This is a genomic window from Kitasatospora sp. NPDC054795, assembly GCF_053611565.1.
This window is the reverse complement of the sequence record NZ_JBSHAP010000056.1, coordinates 1-14,654: the sequence shown is the minus strand read 5'-3', so window position 1 is coordinate 14,654 and position 14,654 is coordinate 1. Positions and strand designations below refer to the sequence as shown.

Sequence of the window (14,654 nt, the reverse complement as noted above, 5' to 3'; positions counted from 1 at the left end):
GGGCGGTGTGCTCTGTGCTCTGCGCTCGTCGCCGGGGCGGTGCGGCCGGGGGAGCGGCTGCTCGACGCGGATCCCCGTGCGGAGGCCGTGTGGTCGTTCAGGCGTCCGACGGTCGGTGCGCGGAGGCCGCGATCAGTTCTCGGACAGGTGCGCGATCAGGCTCTTCGGCCGCAGATCCTGCCAGTTCTGCTCGACGTAGTCGAGGCAGTCCTGCCGTCCGGCGGCACCGAACGCCTGCTGCCAGCCGGCGGGCACCGGGCTGAAGGCCGGCCACAGCGAGTGCTGGCCCTCGTCGTTCACCAGGACGAGGTAGCTGGCCTCGGCATCCTCGAACGGGTTCGCCATCGTCGGTTCCTCTCTGTTCGGAGCTGTCTGGAGCTGTTCGGAACTGTGCGGGAGGGTGAGGAGCGGGGTGGTCGAACGGAGCCGCGGCTCACGCACCCCAGCCGGAGTCCTCACTGGGGCCGGCGACGGCGGCGACGGTGGGCAGGTGCGGCAGGGCGTGGAGTTGGAGGCCCACCACGGCGGCCAGCAGAACGGCGAGTGTCCCGAGCATCTTGTGGACGCGGACGGCAAGGCTTGGCATCGCGAATTCCTCTTCCTGAGGAGGGCGGTCTGCCCTCTTCGCTCTGAAACGCATCCTGCCGAAGGCCCAAACGTGCGTGGAAGCTCTGACTGTGATCGTGAACACGCAATGCGGGAACCGGAAGCCCGGGCAGATCGTGTCAAAAACAGACAGACATGATCCAAATCACACCCGGCACTGTCAGATCAGTGGTGGGAACTCCGATGGCGCGGGGGACATCGCAGCGCGGAGGCGGGCACCCCGGCGCGTCGCAGTGAGCCCCGGCGCAGTTCCTCCCGGACGGCCGGCCAGTCCTCGACCCACGGCCGTCCCGTCCCGGCCGGCGACTCCAGGGCGAGCGTCGCCAGGTACGCGCGCTTGAGCGCGGCCCGTTCGTCCTGCACCCGACCCGCGGACTGCTCGATCCGGCGCAGCCGCGCGTGCAACCGCTCCAGCGCGCCCCCGCCCGTCAGCAGCCGCCGTGCCTCCGGCCCGAAACGGAAGCCGGGCGCCAGCAGCGGCCAGGCCGCCCGCCACGCCCGGAACACCTCGCGGTGGCTCGGCCCCCACTCCCGCTCGGCCAGCGACAGCCGCTCCAGCGCGGCCGCCTCGGCCGGCGCCGTACAGGTCTCGCGCAGCGCCCGGGAGAGCGCACTCCAGTCCTCGCCGGGCGCGTGCCGCAGCGCCCCGTGCAGCAGGTGGGCCACCGAACCGTGCACCACGGTGCGGGGCCACTGCTCGGCCGCCGCCTCGGCCAGCACCGCGCCGGTGCCGCCGACCAGCACCCAGACCTCCCGCACCCCGCGCCCGGCCAGCCCGGCCAGCACCTGGGGCCACTGCTCCCCGTCCGCGGCCGGCCACAGGCCCAGCACCTCGCGCCGGCCCTCGACCGAGATCCCGAGCGCCAGGTGCACCAGCGGACCGCCCGAGCGGCCGCTGCGCACCGAGTCCACGAAGACCACCGGGTAGACCGGGTCGAGCCGCCGCCCGCGCCGCTCGGCGAGCTCGTCGAGCACCTGGTCGGTGATGGCCGAGACGGTCTCCCGGCTGAGCTCCACGCCGTACACCTCGGCCAGGTGCGCCACCAGTTCGCCCGAACTGAGGCCGCGCGCGGTCAGCGAGATCACCAGCCGGTCGAGCCCGGGCAGCCGCCGGGCCCGGGGAAGGACGGACTTGGGGGCGAAACTGCCCTCGCGGTCCCGGGGCACCCGCACCTCGACCGGACCGATCTCGGTGAGCAGCCGTCTGGCCCGGGCGCCGTTGCGGCCGTTGGTGCCCGCGCCGGTGCCGGACCCGCGCAGATGCTCCTGGAGTTCGAGCTCCAGGGCGCCCTCGATCAACTGCTTGGCGAAGGCCTGGAGAATCCCGCCGTCGCCCAGCAGCCGGACGGCGCCGGAGCCGACCTGTGCGGCGGCGGCCTCCGCCAACTGTCGCACCAGGCGCTGGTCCACCAGGCCGGCGAGGGCGGCGGGCGGTGTCGCCGGATCGGAATCAGCTCGCAACTGGGGGTGCCTTCCGTCTGTAGGCCGTTCCATTCACCGACCGCCCGCTCCGGACGCCCCGACGGGACGTCAGGTGCGATGGGCCGGCAATCCCCCGGTCACCGCTGCCGGGTGCGGTCGTGCTCGTGCCCGACGGCTCCCCACTTGCGTGCACGCCCGACTACCGTCAGCCGATGATTTCCGCGCCCTTTGGGCGTACACTCACGGCTGTCGGAGCCCGGGGGGCGGCTTCCGAACGGCAGTCACTTCTCATCTTGCCGGTTCTGATGCCTGGTGGAAGCCGGTTCGGGCATTCGTGAAACCGCAATGCCGAAGCCGGAAGGATGCCCAGATGTGCCCAACCCAGGACAAGAGCATGGAAAGGGGAACACCCCAGCTCTGCGACCGGGGCATCGAGTTCTACCGCACGGCGCTGGTCGAGGGTGAGGCCACCGGCGAGGCCCCCGAGTGCCTGCTCGCGATGGGTCTGCTGCGCCCGCTGCCCGGCTCCGGCCAGCGGCTGGCCCCCGTCCCGCCCGACATCGCCGTCACCGGGTTGACCCGGCCGCTCGAACTCGCCGTACTGGCCCACCAGGAACGGCTCGCCGAGTTGCACACCTCCTTCCACGCCGCCGAGCACGCCTACAAGGACGTCATGCGGCGGGCCAAGTTGCCGATCCGGCTGCTGGCGGGCGACGAGATCAGCCCCGCGCTGGAGAAGGCCGTCGCCAGCTGCTCCGAGGAACTGCTCACCGCCCAGCCGGGCGGCGGCCGCGCCACCGAGCAACTGGCCGACGCGCTCCCGCGCGACCTCGCCCTGGCCGGCCGCGGCGTACGCCAGCGCACCCTCTACCAGCACACCGTGCGCTCGCACGGCCCGACGCTGGCCTACATCGAGCAGGTCACCGCCCAGGGCGCCCAAGTGCGCACCCTGAACGAGGTCTTCGACCGGGTGATCATCTGCGACCGCTCCACCGCCTTCATCCCGGCCGGCGCCGACCGCGCCGCCGCGGCGATGCTCATCCAGCTCCCGCCGCTGGTCGAGTACCTGCTCAAGATCTTCGAGCTGATGTGGGAGCGCGCCGAACCGGTCACCTACCAGCAGGGCCACCACCGCCCCCGGCTGCTGACCGCCCGCACCCGGCAGAACGTCCTGCGCCTGATGGTCAACGGCTACACCGACGAGGCCATCGCCTCCCGCCTCGGCATGAGCACCCGGACGGTCTCCAGCCACATCCAGAAGGCCAGCGAACTCCTCGGCAGCCGCAGCCGCGGCCACCTCGGCTACATCATCGCCCGCCAGGGCGTCCTCGACGAGCCGCTCGACGAACTCTGAGCGAGCCGGGGCAAACTGACGAGGACGCGAAAGAGCGGGCCCGGCGGAATCTCCGCCGGGCCCGCTCGGCAGTTGCCGGGGGAGGCCCTTGGTCGGGCGGCCGGAGGACGGTGGCCCGTCCGCCCGGTCGAGGACCTCGGTGCCGCCTCACCTGGTGGTGGTGAGGAGGCCGCGGCCGCGCAGGGCGCGGCGTTCGACGGGGGTGAAGACGAGGCGCTCGATGGCGGTGCCGACGAAGAGGATGAGGATGATGCCGAGGAGGACGCCGGGCATGGGGCGTCCGGCGGATCGACCTGGACGCGCCGGAGACCGTCAACGCTCCGAGTGCGCAGCCGGTTTCGAACCCCGAGAGCCCGGCGCACGTCATCCACACCTCCGGTTCCACCGGTCGCCCCAAGGGCGTGGTGGTCTCCCGCCAGGGGATCGTCAACCGCCTCTCCTGGGGGCGGCAGGACTACGGCCTGACGCCGTCGGACCGGGTGCTGCAGAAGACTCCGGTCGGGTTCGACGTGTCGGTGTGGGAGTTCATCTGGCCGTTGACGACGGGTGCGACCCTGGTGGTCGCCCGCCCGGACGGGCATCGCGATCCGGCGTATCCGGCGGAGGTGATCCGTGCGGAGGGCGTGACGGTCGCGCACTTCATTCCGTCGATGATGCAGGTGTTCCTGCTGGAGCCGGCCACGCGGACCTGCACGTCTCTGCGGGCGGTGTTCGCGGGTGGTGAGGCCTTGCCGCCGGAGCTGCGTGACACCTATCCGAACCGTCCGGGACTGACGGCGGAGCGCTTCGTGGCCTGCCCGTTCGGCGGGGCGGGGGGGAGCGGGGCGGGGGCGAGGACGTACCGCACCGGTGACCTCGCCCGTTGGCGCGAGGACGGCACGCTCGACCACCTGGACCGGACCGACGACCAGGTGAAGGTGCGCGTTTACCGCATCGAGTTGGGCGAGATCGAGGCCGCGCCGCTGGGCCGACCCGGTGTCGCGCGGGTGGCCGTGATCGTTCGCGAGGACGTTCCGGGAGGCAGGCGCCTCGCCGCCTACCTCCCGGGCCGGGGCGGGCGAGGGCGGTGGTGGTGGCGCCGCGGCTTATGACAACGCCATTGACGTGTGACGGGGCCGCCGGTTTCATGGCTCGCACTTCCCGCCCGCGTCACCCCCCTGCGACCGGTGCCGGGATTCCCCCACACGCGCACCCCACGACCAAGGCGGTGATCCGTTGGCATCGACGGTGAAGGACACGGGCGGCGGCCCGAGAGCGGACGTACGCGGCTCCCACGTCACGATGCGCAAGTCGCTCGGCCTGGTGGACGGAGCGGTGATCGCCGCCTCCAGCACGGCCGCCACCAGCAGCATCGGGATCGGCCTGGGCCTGATGGCCGGGGTGGTCGGCCTGCACCTTCCGGCGATCATGCTGCTGGCCTTCCTGCCGGTGCTCGCCATCGCCGGCGGGTACGGGCGGCTGAACGCCGTCGAGCCGGACGCGGGCAGCAGCTACCGGTGGGTCGGGCGCATCCTCAGCCCCTGGCTGGGCTTCCTGACCGGGTGGGTGAACACCGTGGGGACCGTGGTCTTCATGGCGTACACCACGACCGTCACCGGCTCCTCGATCGTCCAGCTGCTGGACCAGGCCCACGTCCGCAGTGTCGCCGGGCTGCGGCTCGACGCCGACTCGACCGTCCAGTGCACCCTGATCGGTCTGGTCGTGCTGGTGGGCGCCGCACTGGTCGCGGTGCGCGGGCTGGACCTGGCCGCACGGCTGCAGAAGACCCTGCTGATTTTCGAGTACGTCGTGCTGCTGGGCTTCTGCGGCTACGGGCTGTTCGCCGGCGACCAGCCGTTCTCGCTCCAGTGGTTCAACCCCTTCGACATCCCCTCCTTCGACGCGGTCGCCCAGGGCATGGTGCTGGCGGTGTTCTGCTACTGGGGTTTCGAGTCGGTGTTCAGCGTCGGCGAGGAGGTCCGCGACCCGCGGGACGCCTCCCGGGGCGGCCTGCTGGCCCTGCTGGTGATGCTGGCGCTGTTCCTGCTGGCCGGAACGGCCTTCCAGCGGGTGCTGCCGATCGACGAGCTGGCCGACAACGGCGCCCACGGGCTGACCTACTTCGGCACCAAGCTCGCCGAACAGCCGCTGGCCGCACTGCCGTTGATCGCGCTGATGTTCTCCGCCGTGGCCTCGCTGCAGTCCTCGGTGATCCCGACCGCCCGCGGGATGTACGCGATGGGGCGCGACCAGGTGCTCGGCCCGGTCTGGACCCGGCTGCACCCCCGGCACGCCACGCCCGCCGTCGGCACCCTGCTGATCACCGGCGTCGCGGTCGCCCTGGCGCTGGCCTCGATCGCCATCCCGACCGTCAACGACCTCATCTCCGCCGCCGTCAACGCGATCGGCATCGTCGTCGCGCTCTACTACGCGCTCACCGCCGTCGCCGCCGCCGTCCGCTTCCGCGGCCTGCTGCGCACCAGCGTGCTGGAGGGGCTGCGCGCGGTCGTCGGGCCGCTGCTGGGCGCGGCGGCGCTGCTCGCCGTCGGCGGCTACCTGGCCTGGAGCTTCTACGACTCCACTGACCACTTCGAACTCGCCGCCGACAACGGGTGGTTCGAGCTGTCAGTGGTGATCATGATGATCGTGAGCGGGCTGCCGGCGGCGGCCTGGGCCCGCTGGCGGCGGCGCTCGCCGTATTTCCTGCGGGAGGGCGCCGTGGCCGAGTGACCCCGCAGCACGGCACGACGAACCACGAGTACGCAAGAACGGAGCACCACCCATGACCGACGCCGATCTGGTCTTCACCCGCGGCCCCGTCCACACCGGTGACGCGGCCCGCACCCGGGCGAGCGCCCTGGCGGTCGTCGGCGAGCGCATCGCCGCCGTCGGGCACGACGAGGTCCGGGAGCTGATCGGCCCGAGGACGGAGGTCGTCGACCTCACCGGCAAGCTGCTGCTGCCCGGCTTCCAGGACGCGCACATCCACGCGGTGGGCGGCGGCGCGGAGCTGGCCGCCTGCGACCTCACCGGGACGATCGGCGTCGCCGACTACCTGGCGCGCGTCCGGGCGTACGCCGAGGCCAATCCGGGGCAGGAGTGGATCACCGGCAGCGGCTGGTCGATGGAGAGCTTCGAGGGCGGACTGCCCACCCGGCACCTGCTCGACTCCGTCGTCCCCGACCGCCCCGTCTACCTCACCAACCGGGACCACCACGGCGCCTGGGCCAACACCAGGGCGCTGGAGCTCGCCGGGCTCACCGCCGAGACCCCCGACCCGGCCGACGGACGGATCGAGCGCGAGGCCGACGGCACCCCCAGCGGCACCCTCCAGGAAGGCGCCACCGCCCTGGTCGCCCGGCTGGTGCCGCCCTCGACCGCCGCCGACCGGCTCGACGGGCTGCTGCGCGCCCAGCGCCTGCTCCACTCCCTCGGCATCACCGGCTGGCAGGACGCCCTGCTCGGCGAGTTCAACGGAATGCCCGATCCCTCCGACGCCTACCTGGCCGCCGCCCGCTCCGGCGCCCTCACCGCACGCGTCACCGGCGCGCTCTGGTGGGAACGCAACCGGGGTGCCGAACAGATCCCCGAACTCGTCCGGCGCCGCGCGGAGTTGAGCCACGGACGGTTCCGGGCCGGCTCGGTGAAGATCATGCAGGACGGCATCGCGGAGAACTTCACCGCCGCCATGACCAGCCCCTACCTGGACGGCTGCGGCTGCGCCACCGCCAACTCCGGCCTCAGCTTCGTCGACCCGGCGGCGCTGCGCGGCCACGTCACCGAACTCGACGCGCTCGACTTCCAGGTGCACTTCCACGCCCTCGGCGACCGCGCCGTGCGCGAGGCCCTGGACGCCGTCGAGGCCGCCCGCACCGCCAACGGCCGGCGCGACACCCGCCACCACCTCGCCCACCTCCAGGTGGTCCACCCGGACGACCTCCCGCGCTTCGCCCGACTCGGCGCCGTCGCCAACATCCAGCCGCTCTGGGCCGCCCACGAACCGCAGATGGACGAGCTCACCATCCCCTTCCTCGGCCCCGAACGCGCCGCCTGGCAGTACCCGTTCGGCGCCCTCCAGCGCGCCGGCGCCACCCTGGCGGCGGGCAGCGACTGGCCCGTGAGCAGCCCGGACCCGCTGGCCGGCCTGCACGTGGCGGTCAACCGGATGGAACCGGAGGCCACCGACGGGCGGGTCTTCCTGCCCGAACAGCGGCTCGACCTGGGCTCCGCCATCGCCGCGTACACGGCCGGCAGCGCGTACCTCAACGGGCACGACGACGCCGGCGTACTGGCGGCCGGGAACCTGGCCGACCTCGTCGTACTCGACCGCGACATCCTCACCGCCCCGGCCGAGGAGATCGCGCACGCCCGGGTGCTGCGCACCTACGTCGGCGGCAAGCTGGTCCACGCGGCGGAGTGACCGTGTCCCTCCGCGGCCGAGCCGTGGGCGGGCCCCCCCGCGCCCCGCGACGGCCCGGGTCGGGGCGGCGCGGGGGCGGGCGCCCCGGGGGCGGGGTAGGGCCGCCCCCGCCGCGTTTATCGCCCCCCCCCGGGTGCTCCGAACCTACGTGGGGGGAATGCTGGTCCCGGGGGGTTCTTGACGGTGACCCCCCGCGGCCGAGCGGGCGCCGCACCCCCCGGGCCCCGGCGACGGCCGTGCTCGGCGCGCAGCGGTGCCGGACTCCCGGTAGGCGCTGTCGAGCGTCCCGCGCTGCGGACTGCCCCCGCGGAGAGCAGTACCGCCCTGCGGGCGAGCCGCCATGTCGTCGACGCCCGCGAGGCCGGCCCGGCCAGGCCGGACAGGGCCTAGCCGAGTGCGGCGCGGGCGCGGTTGAGGTAGGCGCGGAAGGCGGTGCGCTCGCGGGCCGTGAAGCCCGTGAGCATCTCGTCCTCCAGTTCCCGGACGGCCGGGTCATAGCGGGCCAGCAGGGTGCGGCCTTCCTCCGTCAGGCTGATGACGTGGCGGCGCCGGCTCGCCGGGTCCGGGGACCGGGCGATGAGGCCCCGCCGCTCCAGCGCGCCGACCAGGTCGGACATGGACTGCGGTCTGACGAAGGAGTTGCGGGCGAGCTCGGCCGAGGACATGCCGTCCCGGCGTTCGAGCACGGTCAGGGCGGTGTACTGCAGGGCGGTGACGCCCGCGGGCTTGAGCAGTTCGTCGAGCCGGGCCCGGGTGACCAGCTCGACCTGCTTCACCGAGTACAGCAACGACGGCGGAGCCATGTCCGTCACAAGCCCTCCCTCATCATCAGGAAACCTGTCAAAAATTCTAGCCCAACCCCCTTGCCTGCCGGCGAAACGCTCTCCGATACTCAGGATTCCTGATAATTGAGGAGCCTTTCTTGACCACGCTTTCCATCGACCGCCGCGACGGGGTGGCGGTCCTGACGCTCCGCCGCCCGGCCAAGCGCAACGCCCTCGACGACGCCACCGTGCTGAGCGTCGAGCAGTTCTTCCGGAAGCCGGGCGCGGACGTCCGGGCCGTCGTCCTCGACGCCGAGGGTGATCACTTCTCGGCCGGGCTCGACCTCGGTGAGCTGACCGAGCGGTCCACCGAGGAGGCGCTGGAGCACTCACTCATGTGGCACCGCGTCTTCGACACCATCGAGGGCGGGCGCCTCCCCGTGGTCGCCGCGCTCAAGGGCGCGGTGATCGGCGGCGGCCTGGAGCTGGCCGCCGCCGCGCACATCCGCGTGGCCGAGCCGTCCACGTTCTACGCGCTGCCCGAGGGACAGCGCGGACTCTTCGTCGGCGGTGGCGGCTCGGTCCGGATCCCCCGGCTGATCGGCGCCCACCGGATGGCGGACATGATGCTCACCGGCCGCGTCCTCGACGCCGCCGAGGGCCAGGCCGCCGGCCTCTCGCAGTACCTGACCGCGGAGGGCGGGGCGCGCGCCCGGGCCCTGGAGCTCGCGGAGCGGATCGCGGCCAACGCACCGCTGACCAACTTCGCCGTCCTCCAGGCGCTCCCCCGGATCGCCGAAGCCTCGCCCGCCGGCGGCCTGCTGCTCGAATCCCTCATGTCGGCCGTCGCGGCCGGCAGCCACGACGCCCAGGAGCGGATGCGGGCGTTCCTCGACGGCCGCGCCGCGAAGGTCGCCGCCGCACACGGCCCCCACGGAAAGGACGTCCGATGAGCGAGATCCTCAGCACCCCCGGCCCCTCGGTCAGGGACGAATCGGAGATCGGCCGCTACCTCCGCTGGCTGGAGTCTCAGCGGCAGCTGAGCTTCCCGGACTACGACAGCCTGTGGCAATGGTCCGTCACCGACCTGGACGGCTTCTGGTCGTCGGTCTGGGAGTTCTTCGACGTCCGCCCCCACACCCCGCCCACAGCCACCCTGGGCCGCAGGTCGATGCCGGAGACCGAGTGGTTCCCCGGCGCGGCCCTCAACTACGCCGAGCACGCGCTCGGCCGCGAGGAGGACCTCGACGCCGTCGCGGTCGTCGCCCGCTCCCAGACCCGGGCGCCGATCGAACTGACCTTCGGCGAACTCCGTGACCAGGTCGCCCGGGCCCGCGCCGGGCTGCTGCGCCTCGGGGTCCGCAAGGGCGACCGGGTCGTCGCCTACCTGCCGAACATCCCGGAGACGCTGGTGGCCTTCCTCGCCACCGCGAGCATCGGCGCGGTCTGGGCGGCCTGCGCCCCGGAGTTCGGCCCGCGCAGCGTGGTCGACCGGTTCGCCCAGCTCGAACCGAAGGTGCTGCTGACCGTCGCCGGCTACCGCTACGGGGAGCGGGACGTCGACCGCCGTACCGAGGTGGCGGAGATCGCGTCCCGGCTGCCCACCGTCGAACGGGTCGTCCACGTCCCGTACGGACCGAACGCCCTCCCCGACGCGCTGGGCTGGACGGAGCTGCTGGCCGCACCATCCGAACTGTCCTTCGAGCCCGTGCCGTTCGACCATCCACTGTTCGTGCTCTTCTCCTCCGGCACCACCGGCATCCCCAAGGCGATCGTCCACCGGCACGGCGGGATCCTGCTGGAACACCTGAAGAACAACGCGCTGAGCTGGGACCTCAAGCCGGGCGACCGGATGCTCTGGTTCAGCACGACCGCCTGGATGCTGTGGAACACCCTGGTCTCGGCGCTGCTCGTCCGCGCCTCGATCGTCGTGATCGACGGCAACCCGGTCCACCCCGACCTGCGGGAGCAGTGGCGGATCGCGCAGGAGACGGGGACGACGCTGATGGGCGTGAGCCCCGGCTACCTCATGGCCTGCCGCAAGGCCGGGATCCGGCCCGCCGAGGAGTTCGACCTGTCGCGGCTGCGGCAGGTCGGCGCGGCGGGCAGCCCCCTCGCCGCCGACGGTTTCCGCTGGGTGGCCGAGCAGTTCGGGGACCAGGTCCTCCTCAACGTCGGCTGCGGCGGCACCGATGTCTGTACCGGAATCCTCCAGGGCAGCCCGCTCCAGACCGTGCGCGCCGGAGAGATCTCCGGCCCCTGTCTCGGGGTCGCCGCGTACGCCTACGACAGCGAGGGCCGACGGGTCGTCGGCGAGCTGGGCGAGCTGGTGATCACCGAGCCGATGCCGTCGATGCCCGTCGGCTTCTGGGGCGACACCGACGGCTCCCGCTACCGGGCCGCGTACTTCGAGGAGTACCCGGGCGTGTGGCGGCACGGCGACTGGGTCCGGTTCGCGCCCGAGGGCCACTGCGTCGTCGCCGGACGCTCCGACGCCACCCTCAACCGGGGCGGGGTCCGGCTCGGCACCGCCGAGTTCTACGCCGTCGTCGAGGACCTTCCCGAGATCGAGGACAGTCTCGTCGTCCACATCGAGGACCCCGAGGGCGGCAACGGGGAGCTGCTGCTCTTCGTCTCCGGCCCCGCGGAGCTGGACGACGCCCTCCGTACGAGGATCGCCCGCGCGCTGCGGTCGGCGCTGTCGCCGCGGCACGTCCCGGACGTCATCGAGCGGGTGCCGGCCGTCCCGCGCAACCGCACCGGCAAGAAGCTGGAGGTGCCGGTCAAGCGGATCCTGCTCGGCGCGCGTTCCGAGTCCGTCGCCAGTGCCGATGTCCTCGCCGACCCGCGTTCCCTCGACCCCTTCGTCGCGTACGCCGCCGGGCGGGCCGCCGGTACCGCGCGCGGGAGTGCGTCGTGAGGGTCGCCGTGGTCGGCACCGGAGTCATCGGGGCATCCTGGACCACGCTCTTCCTGTTGTACGGGCACGAGGTCGTCGCCGGCGATCCCGCGCCCGGCGCGGAGGAGCGGCTCCGGGCGGCCGTCGCCGCCGACCAGCGCCGGCTGTCGTTCACCCCCGACCTCGCCGAGGCCGTCGCGGACGCCGACTTCGTCCAGGAGAACGGCCCGGAGCGTGCCGACCTGAAGGACGAGCTCTTCGCCGTCCTCGACGCCGCCGCCCCGCCGGGAACGATCCTGGCGAGCAGCTCCTCCGGGCTGCTGCCGTCGCGGATCCAGCGGGCCTGCACGGCCCATCCCGAACGGGTCCTCGTGGGGCACCCGTTCAACCCGCCCCACCTCATCCCGCTGGTCGAGGTCGTACCGGGCGAGCGGACCGATGAGGCCGCCGTCGACGAGGCCATGGGCTTCTACCGCAGCCTGGGCCGCCATCCGATCCGGCTGCGCCAGGAACTTCCCGGCCATGTCGCGAACCGCCTCCAGGCCGCGCTCTGGCGGGAGGCGTACTCCCTGGTCGAGCGCGGCGCAGCGAGCGTCGCCGACATCGACGCGGCCATCGCCCACGGCCCCGGCCTGCGCTGGGCGCTGCTCGGGCCCTTCCTCAACCAGCACCTCTCGGGCGGCCCGGGCGGCATCGCGCACGTCCTGGAGCACCTCGGCCCGCCCATGGAGGAGTGGTGGGCCGACCTCGGCGCCCCGCGCCTCACGCCCGAGCTGACGCGCGCGATAGCCGAAGGCGTCATCGACGAGCTGGCCGGGACCGCGGAGGCCGACCTCGTCGCGGAACGCGACGCCCTCCTCTCCCTCCTCCTCGACGCCAAGAACCGGACCGACCACCTGTGAGCACTCCGATGAACCCCGCCGATTCGATCGCCGTCGACTTCCACGTCCATGTGGAGCAGGACGCCCATGGCCATCTCGCGCTCGACGCGGAGCTGATGGACGCCTCGGCCGCCTACTTCAAGTCCGGCCAGGACCGCACACCGACCGTGGAGCGCCTGGCCGCGTACTACCGCGAGCGCCGCATGGCCGCCGTGATCTTCACGGTGGACGCCACCACGGGCCTGGGCCATCCCGCCCTGTCCAGCGAGGAGATCGCCGAGGCGGCGGCCGCCCACCGCGACGTCCTCATCCCGTTCGGCTCGGTCGACCCGCACCGGCCGGACGCCGTCGCCCGGGCCCGCTCGCTCGTCCTCGACCACGGCGTCCGCGGCTTCAAGTTCCACCCGAGCCTCCAGGCGTTCGCGCCGAACGCCCGTGAGCACTACCCGCTCTACGAGGTGATCCAGGAACTGGGCGTCCCCGCCCTGTTCCACACCGGGCAGACCGGAATCGGCGCGGGCCTGCCCGGTGGGCGCGGCATCAAGCTGCGCTGGTCCGACCCGATGCTCCTGGACGACGTCGCCGCCGACTTCCCCGGCCTGACAATCGTCCTGGCGCACCCGTCCGTGCCCTGGCAGGACGAGGCGATCTCCGTCGCCACGCACAAGGCCAACGTGTACATCGACCTGTCGGGGTGGTCGCCGAAGTACTTCCCGCCGCAGCTCGTGAAGGCCGCCGGCTCCTTCCTCCGGCACAAGGTGCTCTTCGGCTCGGACTTCCCCGTCGTCACGCCCGATCGCTGGCTGGCGGACTTCGACACCCTCGACATCAAGCCGGAGGTCCGTCCCCTGATCCTCAAGGAGAACGCCGCCCGTATCCTCGGCCTCTGACGACCCGCACGTGCCCGGTTCCACCAGGCCGACATCGTTCGGCTGGAAACACGGAACCGGGCGCGGGCCCCGAATCCGCGCCCGTCGGGCCGCGTTGGCGCCCCACGGCACTTACCCGGAACAGAGCTGTGGTGGCAGCACCGACCGGAGCTGCCACCACCAAGCTCAGAACACCGTTCCATCTCGTCGGGCCCGGCGCTTGAGGGCTTCGCCCGTCAGCGGCCTGCGACGGACCCAGGTGTGACACAACCTACGCCTCGTAGATCTTCCCGTTTCCCGCTGCGGAGACGGAGGGCCTCCACCACCTCCCCCTCCGTCCACGCGGGCTGAGTGCTACCAGTGGTCATGGTCATCGCAGTGGTCATGATGCCCGTCGTGGCCGCCGTGCCCGCCGTGCCCGCCGTCGCCGTGCCCGTCGTCATCATGCCCGTCGTCGTCATGCCCGTGGCGCTTGATCGTGGTGGGGTCGGTGGCGGTGTGGGTGGTGATGTCGCCGCCTCCGGTGACGGTAACGGTGTTGGTGACCTGCTCACGGGCGTGGCAGGAGACATCGACGGTCAGGGTGATGGGTGGGTAGCTGTGCCCGGCGGAGAGGATGTCGCTGCGGGTACAGGTGAGGGTGGCCAGAACGCAGTTCCATCCCGTGCCGGTGATCCTGTCGGCCCGAAGACCTTCGGGGAGGAGGTCGTGGACGGTGACCGTGGTGCCACTGGTCGGGCTCGCCGTCGCGAGGTTACCCACAGTGATGGTATAGACGCCGTCCTCGCCCTCGATGAAGGGGTCCGTGTGACTCTTGGCGATGGTCAGGCTGACGGGGATGACCGTAAACGTGAGGCCGGTACTGCCGGTACTGCTGGTTCTGGCAGTGCGGCCGGGGCCGGTGGCGGCGCCACTGGGTCTGGTGAGGCCGAGGGCGGTGAAGGGGTCGATCACCGGCGTTGTGGCGTCGCTGACCTGGGCGACGTAGGTGGGTTGAACCGGGGCGGTCCAGGTTGTGGCCAGGACGATCGCCAGGACGGCCAGCCCGGTCAGCGTGACCGCCGCCGCCCTCCGGGCCCGCGCCCTCAGCCACGATCGGAACATGCCGCCCGTACCTCCCGTGCCGCGGCTTGCTCCGGCCCGCCCTCTCCCATGTCTGAACACCGGCATCTCCGCTTCCAACCGTCGATAAACAAGCCGTGGATACTCATCGTGACGTGGGAATTACTTTAAGCATCCGCAAGGCGGGGGCGGGCGAGAGGTGTGCCGACGTCGGCGCGCCGGCGCGGATGGCGCCGGCGCAGAAGGAGCGGTGACGCGCTCGACGAGGACCGTCATACGTCGCTCACGGAGCGGATCAGCCGGCTGCGCGGGCGGGTCACGGTCGGAGTGGTCATCGACGGCGCCGGAGGAACCTGGAGAGCAGAAGGCAGAGAGCGGCGAGGGCGAGGGCTGAGATC

The 14,654-nt window shown here is 72.4% G+C and carries 12 protein-coding genes and 2 pseudogenes; 8 read left to right on the top strand and 6 right to left on the bottom strand.

Features of this window, described 5'->3' with window-relative positions; translation table 11 throughout:
- Positions 1 to 132 precede the first annotated feature (132 nt).
- The 3 genes and pseudogenes from ACWGJO_RS21060 to ACWGJO_RS21050 form a co-directional block, all read right to left on the bottom strand.
- The gene (locus ACWGJO_RS21060) at positions 133 to 345 is read right to left on the bottom strand and encodes an MbtH family protein (protein WP_359909576.1); all 213 of its coding nucleotides are present in this window, start codon (positions 343 to 345) and stop codon (positions 133 to 135) included.
- A gap of 88 nt (positions 346 to 433) precedes the next feature.
- Positions 434 to 586, bottom strand: coding sequence for a hypothetical protein (locus ACWGJO_RS21055; protein WP_452185792.1), 153 nt, complete (start codon positions 584 to 586; stop codon positions 434 to 436).
- A gap of 254 nt (positions 587 to 840) precedes the next feature.
- Positions 841 to 2,067, bottom strand: a pseudogene (locus ACWGJO_RS21050) (IS256 family transposase); the annotation flags it as partial.
- 331 nt (positions 2,068 to 2,398) lie between these two features.
- Here ACWGJO_RS21050 and ACWGJO_RS21045 point away from each other — a divergent pair.
- Positions 2,399 to 3,382: a LuxR C-terminal-related transcriptional regulator gene (locus ACWGJO_RS21045; RefSeq protein WP_452185791.1), complete on the top strand. Its 984-nt coding sequence runs from the start codon at positions 2,399 to 2,401 to the stop codon at positions 3,380 to 3,382.
- 147 nt (positions 3,383 to 3,529) lie between these two features.
- Here ACWGJO_RS21045 and ACWGJO_RS21040 read toward each other — a convergent pair whose 3' ends face one another.
- Positions 3,530 to 3,655 carry a hypothetical protein gene (locus ACWGJO_RS21040; protein ID WP_452185789.1) on the bottom strand — a complete coding sequence of 42 codons (126 nt, stop codon included), beginning with the start codon at positions 3,653 to 3,655 and terminating at the stop codon, positions 3,530 to 3,532.
- Positions 3,656 to 3,726: 71 nt separating this feature from the next.
- Between ACWGJO_RS21040 and ACWGJO_RS21035 the strand changes: the two are divergent.
- The 3 genes and pseudogenes from ACWGJO_RS21035 to ACWGJO_RS21025 form a co-directional block, all read left to right on the top strand.
- Positions 3,727 to 4,434, top strand: a pseudogene (locus tag ACWGJO_RS21035) (AMP-binding protein); the annotation flags it as partial.
- 229 nt (positions 4,435 to 4,663) lie between these two features.
- Positions 4,664 to 6,091 (top strand): APC family permease, encoded by a 1,428-nt coding sequence (locus ACWGJO_RS21030; protein WP_452185823.1) that lies wholly within the window; start codon positions 4,664 to 4,666, stop codon positions 6,089 to 6,091.
- A gap of 52 nt (positions 6,092 to 6,143) precedes the next feature.
- Complete coding sequence (locus ACWGJO_RS21025; protein WP_452185788.1) at positions 6,144 to 7,781, top strand: amidohydrolase; 1,638 nt, start codon at positions 6,144 to 6,146, stop codon at positions 7,779 to 7,781.
- A 386-nt stretch (positions 7,782 to 8,167) separates the two neighbouring features.
- Here the strand turns inward: ACWGJO_RS21025 and ACWGJO_RS21020 are convergent, their stop codons facing one another.
- Positions 8,168 to 8,584: a MarR family winged helix-turn-helix transcriptional regulator gene (locus ACWGJO_RS21020; RefSeq protein WP_452185821.1), complete on the bottom strand. Its 417-nt coding sequence runs from the start codon at positions 8,582 to 8,584 to the stop codon at positions 8,168 to 8,170.
- A gap of 119 nt (positions 8,585 to 8,703) precedes the next feature.
- Here ACWGJO_RS21020 and ACWGJO_RS21015 point away from each other — a divergent pair, with 119 nt between their 5' ends.
- From ACWGJO_RS21015 to ACWGJO_RS21000, 4 genes are read left to right on the top strand one after another with little or no spacing between them, the layout of a single operon-like run.
- Entirely contained in the window at positions 8,704 to 9,498 is a 795-nt protein-coding gene (locus ACWGJO_RS21015; protein ID WP_452185786.1) for a crotonase/enoyl-CoA hydratase family protein, read from the top strand.
- Positions 9,495 to 11,465, top strand: coding sequence for an acetoacetate--CoA ligase (locus ACWGJO_RS21010; protein WP_452185784.1), 1,971 nt, complete (start codon positions 9,495 to 9,497; stop codon positions 11,463 to 11,465). The genes ACWGJO_RS21015 and ACWGJO_RS21010 overlap by 4 nt, the downstream gene beginning before the upstream one ends.
- Entirely contained in the window at positions 11,462 to 12,346 is an 885-nt protein-coding gene (locus tag ACWGJO_RS21005) for a 3-hydroxyacyl-CoA dehydrogenase NAD-binding domain-containing protein (RefSeq protein WP_452185782.1), read from the top strand. The genes ACWGJO_RS21010 and ACWGJO_RS21005 overlap by 4 nt, the downstream gene beginning before the upstream one ends.
- An 8-nt stretch (positions 12,347 to 12,354) precedes the next feature.
- Positions 12,355 to 13,215, top strand: coding sequence for an amidohydrolase family protein (locus ACWGJO_RS21000; RefSeq protein WP_452185780.1), 861 nt, complete (start codon positions 12,355 to 12,357; stop codon positions 13,213 to 13,215).
- Between the two features lie 333 nt (positions 13,216 to 13,548).
- Here the strand turns inward: ACWGJO_RS21000 and ACWGJO_RS20995 are convergent, their stop codons facing one another.
- Entirely contained in the window at positions 13,549 to 14,298 is a 750-nt protein-coding gene (locus ACWGJO_RS20995; protein ID WP_452185778.1) for a hypothetical protein, read from the bottom strand.
- Positions 14,299 to 14,654 lie beyond the last annotated feature (356 nt).

Excerpts from the sequence above, each read along its gene's own strand:
- ACWGJO_RS21060 (WP_359909576.1), bottom strand. The coding sequence starts at position 345 with ATGGCGAACCCGTTCGAGGATGCCGAGGCCAGCTACCTCGTCCTGGTG.
- ACWGJO_RS21055 (WP_452185792.1), bottom strand. The coding sequence starts at position 586 with ATGCCAAGCCTTGCCGTCCGCGTCCACAAGATGCTCGGGACACTCGCC.
- ACWGJO_RS21045 (WP_452185791.1), top strand. The coding sequence starts at position 2,399 with ATGTGCCCAACCCAGGACAAGAGCATGGAAAGGGGAACACCCCAGCTC.
- ACWGJO_RS21040 (WP_452185789.1), bottom strand. The coding sequence starts at position 3,655 with ATGCCCGGCGTCCTCCTCGGCATCATCCTCATCCTCTTCGTCGGCACC.
- ACWGJO_RS21030 (WP_452185823.1), top strand. The coding sequence starts at position 4,664 with ATGCGCAAGTCGCTCGGCCTGGTGGACGGAGCGGTGATCGCCGCCTCC.
- ACWGJO_RS21025 (WP_452185788.1), top strand. The coding sequence starts at position 6,144 with ATGACCGACGCCGATCTGGTCTTCACCCGCGGCCCCGTCCACACCGGT.
- ACWGJO_RS21020 (WP_452185821.1), bottom strand. The coding sequence starts at position 8,584 with ATGGCTCCGCCGTCGTTGCTGTACTCGGTGAAGCAGGTCGAGCTGGTC.
- ACWGJO_RS21010 (WP_452185784.1), top strand. The coding sequence starts at position 9,495 with ATGAGCGAGATCCTCAGCACCCCCGGCCCCTCGGTCAGGGACGAATCG.
- ACWGJO_RS21000 (WP_452185780.1), top strand. The coding sequence starts at position 12,355 with ATGAACCCCGCCGATTCGATCGCCGTCGACTTCCACGTCCATGTGGAG.
- ACWGJO_RS20995 (WP_452185778.1), bottom strand. The coding sequence starts at position 14,298 with ATGTTCCGATCGTGGCTGAGGGCGCGGGCCCGGAGGGCGGCGGCGGTC.